Source organism: Streptomyces sp. AMJ-169, from assembly GCF_055597585.1.
This window is the reverse complement of the sequence record NZ_JBVLTJ010000012.1, coordinates 308,258-318,212: the sequence shown is the minus strand read 5'-3', so window position 1 is coordinate 318,212 and position 9,955 is coordinate 308,258. Positions and strand designations below refer to the sequence as shown.

Annotated in this window: 7 protein-coding genes and 2 pseudogenes; 4 read left to right on the top strand and 5 right to left on the bottom strand. The window is 71.1% G+C overall.

Annotation, left to right across the window (positions count from 1 at the left end; translation table 11 throughout):
• Positions 1-582 (top strand): annotated as a pseudogene (locus ACYUD3_RS28540) (IS5 family transposase); the annotation flags it as partial.
• 14 nt (positions 583-596) lie between these two features.
• Here ACYUD3_RS28540 and ACYUD3_RS28535 read toward each other — a convergent pair.
• Positions 597-1,100 (bottom strand): annotated as a pseudogene (locus tag ACYUD3_RS28535) (CehA/McbA family metallohydrolase); the annotation flags it as partial.
• Positions 1,101-1,299: 199 nt separating this feature from the next.
• On the opposite strand from ACYUD3_RS28535, the gene ACYUD3_RS28530 reads away from it, so the two are divergent.
• The 3 genes from ACYUD3_RS28530 (at position 1,300) to ACYUD3_RS28520 (ending at position 5,625) form a co-directional block, all read left to right on the top strand.
• A complete protein-coding gene (locus ACYUD3_RS28530; protein ID WP_470975721.1) occupies positions 1,300-2,151 on the top strand; it encodes an LLM class F420-dependent oxidoreductase in 852 nt (283 codons plus the stop codon).
• Positions 2,152-2,349: 198 nt separating this feature from the next.
• Positions 2,350-4,935 carry a bifunctional FO biosynthesis protein CofGH gene (locus tag ACYUD3_RS28525; protein WP_470975718.1) on the top strand — a complete coding sequence of 862 codons (2,586 nt, stop codon included), beginning with the start codon at positions 2,350-2,352 and terminating at the stop codon, positions 4,933-4,935.
• Between the two features lie 117 nt (positions 4,936-5,052).
• Positions 5,053-5,625 carry a hypothetical protein gene (locus ACYUD3_RS28520; RefSeq protein WP_470975715.1) on the top strand — a complete coding sequence of 191 codons (573 nt, stop codon included), beginning with the start codon at positions 5,053-5,055 and terminating at the stop codon, positions 5,623-5,625.
• A 9-nt stretch (positions 5,626-5,634) separates the two neighbouring features.
• On the opposite strand, the gene ACYUD3_RS28515 is transcribed toward ACYUD3_RS28520, so the two are convergent.
• From ACYUD3_RS28515 to ACYUD3_RS28500, 4 genes are all read right to left on the bottom strand, one after another.
• A complete protein-coding gene (locus tag ACYUD3_RS28515; RefSeq protein ID WP_470975712.1) occupies positions 5,635-6,135 on the bottom strand; it encodes a DUF2165 domain-containing protein in 501 nt (166 codons plus the stop codon).
• A 39-nt stretch (positions 6,136-6,174) separates the two neighbouring features.
• The gene (locus ACYUD3_RS28510; protein ID WP_470975709.1) at positions 6,175-7,308 is read right to left on the bottom strand and encodes an ADP-ribosylglycohydrolase family protein; all 1,134 of its coding nucleotides are present in this window, start codon (positions 7,306-7,308) and stop codon (positions 6,175-6,177) included.
• Positions 7,309-7,377: 69 nt separating this feature from the next.
• Complete coding sequence (locus ACYUD3_RS28505) at positions 7,378-8,922, bottom strand: sodium:solute symporter family protein (protein ID WP_470975706.1); 1,545 nt, start codon at positions 8,920-8,922, stop codon at positions 7,378-7,380.
• A 176-nt stretch (positions 8,923-9,098) separates the two neighbouring features.
• Positions 9,099-9,884, bottom strand: coding sequence for an SDR family oxidoreductase (locus ACYUD3_RS28500; RefSeq protein WP_470975703.1), 786 nt, complete (start codon positions 9,882-9,884; stop codon positions 9,099-9,101).
• Positions 9,885-9,955: the final 71 nt, after the last annotated feature.

Genomic DNA, 9,955 nt, shown 5'->3' with positions numbered 1-9,955 from the left:
GACGTCCTGCCGTGCTCATCAGCACGCGGCCGGTGCCCGCAAGACCAGGCCGCGCGTCCCGAAAAAAGGACGACGCCCCGAAACCACCGCCCCGACGAGGGACTTGGACGGTCCCGGGGCGGCCTGACCTGCAAGATCCACCTTGCGGGCGAAGGCGGATGCCGCCCCATGGCCCTGCTCCTCACCCCCGGCCAGTGCGGTGACGCCCCGCAGATGATCGAGGTCCTCTCCCGCATCCGCGTGCCCCGCCGCCACGGCGGACGCCCGCGCACACGGCCCGCCCATCTCAGCGGCGACAAGGCATACAGCTCCCGCAGAAACCGCCGCTACCTGCGAAGACGCCGGATCAAGCACACGATCCCGGAACCGAAGGACCAGCGGGCCCACCGCAAACGGCGCGGCAGCAAGGGCGGCAGGCCCGCCGGCTTCGACAGCGAGATCTACAAACGCCGCAACGAGATCGAGCGGACCATCAACCGGCTCAAGAACTCCCGCGCCGTCGCCACCCGATACGACAAGAGGGCCTACGTCTTCCACGGCACCGTCACCACCGCGGCCATCAAGCTATGGCTCCAGCCATGATCCGCCGGACAGAACCTAGGGGTGATCCCGGAGGGGGACCCGTAGGTGAGGGTGACGGTGATCTCGTACGACAGCCCCTGCGGCGCCACCGTGTACGGGCCCAGCGCGACCGACCAGGTCCCGGGGCGCACCGGGCCCGGGATGTACCCCGGCGTCGCGTCGTCCGCGCGCACGAAGAACTCCGTGCGCGCCCCGCCCGACCAGCCCCGGAAGCCCCGGCCGCCGAGTTCGGTGCCGCGTTCGTCGAAGAGGCCGATGTCCAGCGCGTTGCCGGCGGTGCCGGCCGGGACCGGCGGCCGGTCGTAGCTGTAGGAGACGTGCAACTCCCGTACGCCGGGCGGTACTTCGACCGGGACGTAGACGAAGTCCGGCGCGCCGGGGGGCAGGGTGCCCCGTACGGTCTGTGTCGCCTGACCCTGACCCGCCGCAGCGAAGCTCATGCTTCCGATGGTGAGCGCGGTCGCCGCACCCGTCACAAAGAGGGCGCGTCTGCCGATGCCGTTCGCGTCATCGCACATGGGCCCAGTGTGGGGGAGGGTCGTGAACTCCCGGGAACGGACGGGCGACAGCAGGACAGTCAGTGCCGACCGGTCGGTATGGACAAGCGGGATGCCGCCGGGTACAGATGAGAGCGACCCGCACCCCGAGATCGGGAACCCGCACCCCCGCACCGCATACCCGCACCCGTATCCACCCCCCACCCCCGAAAGGCCCCCCATGCGCCTCTCCGTCACCGTCTTCCTCACGGACGAGACCATCACCCCCACCCGCCTCGCCCGCGAGCTGGAGGAACGGGGGTTCGCCGGGCTGTACCTCCCCGAGCACACGCACATCCCGGTCGACCGGACCACCCCGTACCCGGCGGGCGGCGACCTCCCGCGCGAGTACGGCCGCACCCTCGACCCCTTCGTCGCCCTCGGCCAGGCGGCGGCCGTCACCGAGCGGCTCGGGCTCGGCACCGGCATCACGCTGGTCGCGCAGCACGACCCGATCGACCTCGCGAAGCAGATCGCGACCGTCGACCATCTCTCCGGCGGCCGGCTGACGTTCGGCATCGGCTACGGCTGGAACGTCGAGGAGGCCGCCGACCACGGCGTCGAGTGGCGCACCCGGCGGGAACTCGTGCGCGACCGGATGGCGTTGATGCGCGCGCTGTGGTCGGAGCAACCGACCGCGTACGAGGGGACGTTCGGGTCGGTGCGGGCCAGCGAGGCGCATCCGAAGCCGGTGCGGAAGCCGCGCGGACCGGTCGTCGGCCCGCGCACCCTCATCGGCGGCGCCGCCGGGCCCAAACTCTTCGCTCACATCAGCGAGTTCGCCGACGGCTGGCTGCCGATCGGCGGGCGCGGACTCGGCGAGGCGCTGCCGCGGCTGCGGTCCGCGTGGGAGGAGGCAGGCCGGGACGCGGCGGCGCTCCAGATCGTCCCGTACGCGGTGGTCCCGGACGCGGGCAAGCTGGCGTACTACGCGGAGCTGGGCATCGAGGAGGCGGTCGTACAGCTGCCGTCGGTCGGCGAGACGGAGACCCTGCGGGTGCTGGACGGCCTGGCGGACTTCGTGAACCCGTAGGGGCGGACCCGTACGGGCGGCCGCCCTTAGGGGCCGACACCTAGGGTGCGCAGCCCTTAAGGGACCCCGCCCCAGGGGAGCCGTCCCCTACGGGAGCCGCCCCTTAGGGCCCCGCCCTTAAGGGCCCCGCGCCCCCCGGTGAGCCCCCCAAAGGGGCACACCCCCCGCCTCTGATCACCCCGAACGTATGCTCAAAGGATGACGACTTCCGCGACCTCGGGAACCGGCCCCACCGAGAACTCCATGCGTCGCGCCCTCAAACGCGCCCGGGACGGCGTCGCGCTCGACGTGTCCGAGACGGCTGTCCTGCTCCAGGCCCGCGGCGAGGCCCTGGAGGATCTCACCCGCTCCGCCGCCCGGGTACGTGACGCGGGCCTGGCGCAGGCGGGCCGGCCCGGAGTCATCACGTACTCCAAGAGTGTCTTCATCCCGCTGACCCGGCTGTGCCGGGACAAGTGCCACTACTGCACGTTCGTCACCGTCCCGGGCAAACTCCGCCGGGACGGCCACGGCATGTTCATGTCCCCCGACGAGGTCCTGGACGTGGCCCGTAAGGGTGCCGCCCTAGGGTGCAAGGAAGCCCTGATCACCCTGGGGGACAAGCCGGAGGACCGCTGGCCGCAGGCGCGCGAGTGGCTGGACGCGCACGGCTACGACGACACCATCGCCTACGTCCGCGCCATCTCCATCCGCATCCTGGAGGAGACCGGCCTCCTGCCCCACCTCAACCCCGGCGTGCTGTCCTGGACCGACTTCCAGCGCCTCAAGCCCGTCGCCCCCAGCATGGGCATGATGCTGGAGACCACCGCGACCCGCCTCTGGTCCGAACCCGGAGGCCCCCACTACGGGTCCCCGGACAAGGAACCCGCAGTCCGCCTCAGGGTCCTGGAGGACGCCGGCCGCTCCTCGGTCCCGTTCACCTCCGGCCTCCTGATCGGCATCGGCGAGACCTACGAGGAGCGCGCCGAGTCCCTGTTCGCGCTGCGCCGCACCGCCCGCGCGCACCACGCGATCCAGGAACTGATCATCCAGAACTTCCGCGCCAAGCCGGACACCGCGATGCGCGGCATGCCGGACGCCGAACTCGACGAGCTGATCGCCGCCGTCGCCACGGCCCGCCTGATCATGGGCCCGGCGGCCAACATCCAGGCCCCGCCGAACCTGGTCGACGAGGAGTACGAGCGCCTCATCGCGGCCGGTATCGACGACTGGGGCGGCGTCTCCCCCCTCACCATCGACCACGTCAACCCCGAACGCCCCTGGCCCCAGATCGAGGAACTCACCCGCCGCTCCGAACAGGCCGGCTTCCAGCTCCGCGAACGCCTGTGCGTGTACCCGGAGTTCGTCACCCGGGGCGAACCCTGGCTCGACCCCCGCCTCCTCCCCCACGTCCGCGCCCTCGCCGACCCCGAGACCGGCCTCGCCCGCGAGGACGCCGTCGTCGAGGGCCACCCCTGGCAGGAGCCCGACGAGGTCTTCGAGGCGACGGGCCGCACCGACCTGCACCGCACGATCGACACCGAGGGCCGCACCGCCGACCGCCGCGAGGACTTCGACGAGGTGTACGGCGACTGGTCCGCCCTGCGCGAGGCCGCCGCCCCCGGCATGGTCCCCGAGCGCATCGACACCGACGTACGCCAGGCCCTGCGCACCGCCGCCGACGACCCTACGAAACTCACCGACGCCGAGGCCCTCGCCCTCTTCCACGCCGACGGCCCCGCCCTCGACGCGCTCACCCAAGTCGCCGACGACGTACGGAAGTCGGCGGTCGGCGACGACGTCACCTACATCGTCACCCGCAACATCAACTTCACCAACGTCTGCTACACCGGATGCCGTTTCTGCGCCTTCGCCCAACGCCGCACCGACGCCGACGCGTTCACCCTCTCCCTGAACCAGGTCGCCGACCGCGCCCAACAGGCCTGGGAAGTGGGGGCCGTTGAGGTCTGCATGCAGGGCGGCATCCACCCCGACCTGCCCGGCACCGCCTACTTCGACATCGCGAAAGCCGTCAAGGAACGCGTCCCGGGCATGCACGTCCACGCCTTCTCGCCGATGGAGGTCGTCAACGGCGCGACGCGCACCGGGCTTTCGATCCGCGAGTGGCTGACGGCCGCCAAGGAGGCCGGCCTCGACACCATCCCCGGCACCGCCGCCGAGATCCTGGACGACGAGGTCCGCTGGGTCCTCACCAAGGGCAAGCTGCCGGCCTCCACCTGGATCGAAGTCGTCAGCACCGCCCACGAGTTGGGCATCCGCTCGACGTCGACCATGATGTACGGCCACGTCGACCAGCCCCGCCACTGGCTCGGCCACCTCCGCACCCTCGCCGGCATCCAGCAACGCACCGGCGGCTTCACGGAGTTCGTGACCCTGCCCTTCATCCACACCAACGCGCCGGTGTACCTCGCCGGTATCTCCCGGCCGGGACCGACCATGCGGGACAACCGCGCGGTCACCGCCATGGCCCGCCTCCTCCTGCACCCCTGGATCCCCAACATCCAGACCAGCTGGGTGAAGCTGGGCACGGAAGGGGCGGCGGAGATGCTGCGCTCCGGGGCGAACGACCTGGGCGGCACCCTCATGGAGGAGACCATCTCCCGCATGGCGGGCTCCTCCTACGGCTCGTACAAGTCGGTCCGTGACCTGATCGCCGTGGCCGACCTCGCGGGCCGCCCCGCGAAACCCCGTACCACCCTCTACGGGGAGGTCCCGCAGGAGCGGCGGCAGGCGGCGGAACGTTCCGACGGACACCTGCCGGAGCTGCTGCCGGTGCTGGACTGAGCCCGCCGGGCCCGCCGCACCGGCCCGCACCGGCGCCTGACCGAGCCCAGCGGACAGTCGCCTCACAGTACGATGATCCGACCCCCGACATGCGGGGGTCGGAGACTGAGGAGTTGCTTGACCGTGGCTGCCCTGCGGCTTCCCTCATGGGTCTGGGTCACCGGCCTGACCGCCGGTGCGATCGTCGCGGTCGGCGCCCTGGCTCTTGAGGCGGACCAGGGTGATCACCCGCACCCCACGGCCGCGTCCCGCCCGCAGGCGACGGCGTCCGCGAAGCCGTCGGCGCCCGCGTCCATCCCGGCCGAGCCGGTGCTCCCGGAGAACTCGGGCACCGGCCGCCGCGTCGTCTACTCGCTCTCCGAGGACCGGGTCTGGCTCGTCGACGCCGACGACCAGGCCCGCCGGACGTTCACGGTGTGGCCAGGAACGGTCGACCCCGACCCCGGTACCTACACCATCTCGGTCAGAAAAGCGTCGACGACCGGCTCCGACGGGGTCGCGATCGAACACATCATGTACTTCTCGGTCAAATCCGGCATCAACATCGCGTTCTCCAACGCGGTCGACGGCGCCTCCCCGCCCCCCGCCGCCACCGGCTCCCAGACCGGCGGCATCCGCCTGCGCACGGCGGACGGCGCGGCGCTCTGGGCGTTCGGCGCGACGGAGACCCGGGTCAGAGTCATCAGCTGAACAAGTCTGCTAATCCGCGTCCCCGCGGACCGGCAGATGGTTGACGATCAGCGCCACCCCACTGAGCACGATCACCCGGGTCGCCGCCTCAAGACCGTTCCACGTCTTCGACTGCCACATCGAGAACCACTCCCCGCCGATCGCGACGAACCCGGCCCCGAACAGCAGCAACAGCATCAGCAGCCCGTACGTCGAGATCTGCCGCGCCCGGTCGAGGTCGCGCCGCGTCCACAGCCAGGTCCCCCGGACCAGCACCAGCGCGGCGAGGGTCTCCCACACGATGATCGCGACGTAGGCGGCGTTCTGGAGCCCCTTGCTGGTGATCGCCCGCCACATCAGGTCGTCGTCCTTGAACGTGGTGTCCATGGCGAGGACATGCTGCACGAACTGCTGGTTCGTCCCGAAGTCGGTGATGTTGCCGAAGGCCACGAGGGCTATGTAGAGGGCCACGGTCCCGGTGAGGAGCGTGGCGGTGAGAGTGAGCGCTCTGGCGCTGTGGGTGGAAGTCACCGGGGAGTTGTGCCCAGCGCGGGCGGCTCTCACCCATGATCAATAGCCGACCTCGTACGCCCCTCGCGGATACCGCGCGAGCCAACCCGGCGCCGCCCCGGCCGGGTTGTGTAGCGCCGGCCCCTGCGTCATCTCCATCGCGAAGTCGTCGGCGAGCTCCAGGAGTGTCGCCCGGCCCTCCAACTCCGCGACCCAGGACGGCGGAAGAGCCGTCTCGCCGTACAGCGCGCCGAGGAGGGAGCCGGTGAGGGCGGCCGTCGCGGCGGAGGGGCCGCCGTGGTTGACGGCGAGCCGCAGCCCGTGCCGTACGTCCTGGGCGACCGTCGCGCAGTACACGGCCGCCGCCAGCACGCCGGGAGCGGTGCCGGGACCGGCGAGTCCGGCGACTCTGGCGGGCCCCGGCAGCCCCTGTCTGACCGCGCCGAGCGCGCGTTGCAGCGCCTCCGCCACCGGCTCGTGCCCCGGCCGCGCGGCGAGGTGGGCGCGGGCCTGCTGGACGGCGCCGTCGAGACCGTCACCGCGCGCGACCGCGTGGACGACGACGGCGTACGCGCCCGCCGCGAGGTACGCCGACGGATGCCCGTGCGTCTGCGCCGCGCACTCCACCGCCAACTGGACGACCAGTTCCGGCTCCCAGCCCACCAGCAGCCCGAACGGCGCTGACCTGCCCACGACTTCGGGCCCCTCGGCGTCAGGATTCTTCGGCACGTCGAGGGTGCCCATCGTGTCGTCCCCGAGCCCCAAAAGCAGCGCCCGCGTGGGCTGTCGGCGCGCGTACAGCCACTCCTCGCGCGCCAGCCACCCGTCGTCCGCGCGCCGCAGATCGGGCCCCCAGTCGCGCTGCGTCGCCGCCCAGCGCAGATACGCCCGGTGCAGATCGGTCGGCGGATGCCAGGCCCCGGTGTCCCGCCGCACCTGCGCCCGGATCAGCCCGTCCACGGTGAACAGGGTCAGCTGCGTGAGATGCGAGACGGCCCCGCGCCGCCCGTGGAAAGGCAGCAGATCCACGACGCCCTCGGCCCCGTACGCCTGCCGGATCGCCTGGTCCGGCAGAGCGTCGACGGGGGCGCCGAGCGCGTCCCCGAGCGCACCGCCCAGCAGGGTCCCGCGCACCCGGCTGCGGAAGTCCTGCTGCTCCGTACGGCCCCAGACGGCGCCGGCCGACGTACTCACCTGGTCCTCCCCGGGTCACCGTCCCCGTGCGGCACGATTCGCCACTGTAATCGAACGGGGACGGCGCGTTCAGGGGGCCGAAGCGGGGGCCGCGGGGGCGGTGACCGCGGTGCTGTCGTCGTCCGTGTTGACCTTGTCGATGATCGCCAGCCGCTCCGGGGTGTCCTCCGGCTTCAGGAAGCCGATGAGGATGTACAGCACGAGGGAGACGGCGAGCGGGACGGAGACCTGGTACTGGAGGGGGACGCCGCCCTCCACGCTCCAGTTGACCGGGTAGTTGACCAGCCAGAACGCCAGCAGGCCCATGGCCCAGCTGACGAGCGCGGCGGTCGGGCCCGAGCGGCGGAACGGGCGCAGCAGGCCGAGCATCATCGGGATGGCCATCGGGCCCATGAGCCCCGCGACCCACTTGATGACGACGGTGATGATGTCCTTGAACGCGGGGGAGTTGACCTGGGTCGCGGCGGCCATGGACAGGCCGAGGAAGACCAGGGTGGTCAGCCGCGCGGCCCGCAGCCCCTGCCCCTCGTTCCACACCCGCGCCCGCCGCCACAGCACCGGCGCGCAGTCCCGGGTGAAGACGGCCGCGATCGCGTTGGCGTCGGAGGAGCACATGGCCATCGTGTGCGAGAAGAAACCGACGATGACGAGGCCCAACAGGCCGTGCGGCAGCAGCTGTTCGGTCATCAGGCCGTAGGAGTCGGAGCCGTCCGGCTTGTGCGAGGTGACCAGCAGCGGCGACATCCACATCGGGAAGAACAGCACCACCGGCCAGACCAGCCACAGCGCCGCCGACAGCCGCGCCGACCGCTCGGCCTCGCGCGGCGAGGACGTCGCCATGTAGCGCTGCGCCTGGTTGAGCATGCCGCCGTTGTACTCGAACAGCTTGATGAAGAGGAACGCCAGCAGGAAGACCGTGCCGTACGGGCCGACCAGCGGCTTGTCGTGGCCCTGGAGCGCCGGCTGGTCCCAGGCGTCGAGGAACCCGATGCCCCGGTCGCCCAGTTCGAGGATCACGGCGACGAACATCGCGACCCCGGCGAGGAGTTGGATGACGAACTGCCCCAACTCCGTGAGCGCGTCCGCCCACAGGCCGCCGATCGTGCAGTACACGGCCGTGATGCCGCCGGTGATGAGGATGCCGTGGTTCAGCGAGAGCCCGGTGAACACCGACAACAGGGTCGCGATCGCCGCCCACTTGGCGCCCACGTCCACGATCTTCAGCAGCATCCCCGACCAAGCGAGTGCTTGCTGGGTCTTCAAGTCGTAGCGGTTCTTGAGGTATTCGAGCGGCGAGGCGACATGCAGCCGCGAGCGCAGCCGGTTGATCCGGGGCGCGAACAGCTTCGAGCCGATCGCGATCCCGAGGGCGATCGGAAAGGACCAGGTGACGAACGAGGTCACGCCGTAGGTGTAGGCGATCCCGGCGTACCCGGTGAACATCACCGCGCTGTAGCCCGACATGTGATGCGAGATACCGGAGAGCCACCACGGCATCCTGCCGCCCGCGGTGAAGAAGTCACCGACGTTGTCGACCCGCCGGTGCGACCAGACACCGATCGCGACCATCACACCGAAGTATCCGACCAGCACGGCCCAGTCGAGACCGTTCATGAGCCCCCTTCCAGGGTTCGCCCTCGGGGCAGGCGGGGAGGAGCCAGGCATGTGCACTGTCCGCGCCATGAGGTGATCATGACAAGTGCATGTTAGTCCAAGGGGACGTAAAATCGTTCGCTGCGGTGACCCCAATTCCCGTACATGAACGACGAGTTGATGATCGGGGAGTCCGGTCAGCGCATCAACTCCCCTGCGTTCACCAGCAACGACTGCCCCGTGATCGCCCGCGCCCGCGCCGACGCGAGGAAGACCACCGCGTCTGCCACGTCCCCGTCCGTGGCCAGCTCCGGCAGCGCCATCCGCGCCGCGAGCCTCCCGCGCACCTCCTCCTCGGCCGCCCCCTCCGCCTGCGCGGTGAACCGCACGTACGCCTCGACCGGCGGCCCCCACATCCACCCCGGCAGCACGGTGTTCACCCGCACCCGATACGGGCCCAACTCCCGCGCCAGCGAATACATCACGCTCGTCAGCGCCCCCTTGGAAGCGGCGTACGCGGCCTGCCGCACCTGTGAGGGAGCGGCCACGGCGGACTGCGTACCGATGAACACCACTGCCCCGCCCGCCGACTTGAGCGCCGGCAGACACGCCCGCGTCATCCGCAGCGTGCCCAGCAGATTCGTGTCGAGCACCGCCTTCCACGTCTCGAAGTCGGCGTCCTCGACCCCGCCCATATAGGAGTCCCAGGCGGCGACATGGACGACCGCGTCGATCCCCCCGAACCGCTCCACCGCCAACTCCGCGAGCCCGCCGCACTGTTGCTCGGAAGTGATGTCGGTCGCGCGGTACGCGGTGCGCCGCAGCCCCGGGTCCAACTCGGCTGCGGTCCGGGCGAGATGGGCCTCGGTACGGGCGCCGAGCACCGCGTTCCCGCCCTCGCGTACGACGGCCTCGGCGACCCGGAGCCCCAGACCGGCACCGACACCCGAGACGACGACCGTCTTGCCGGGGAGCAGGGACATGGGGGCCTCCTGGTGCTGGCGGATTTCCTGACGGACCGTCAGAGTATGGGCCGAGCAGAGGGAGAGGGGAA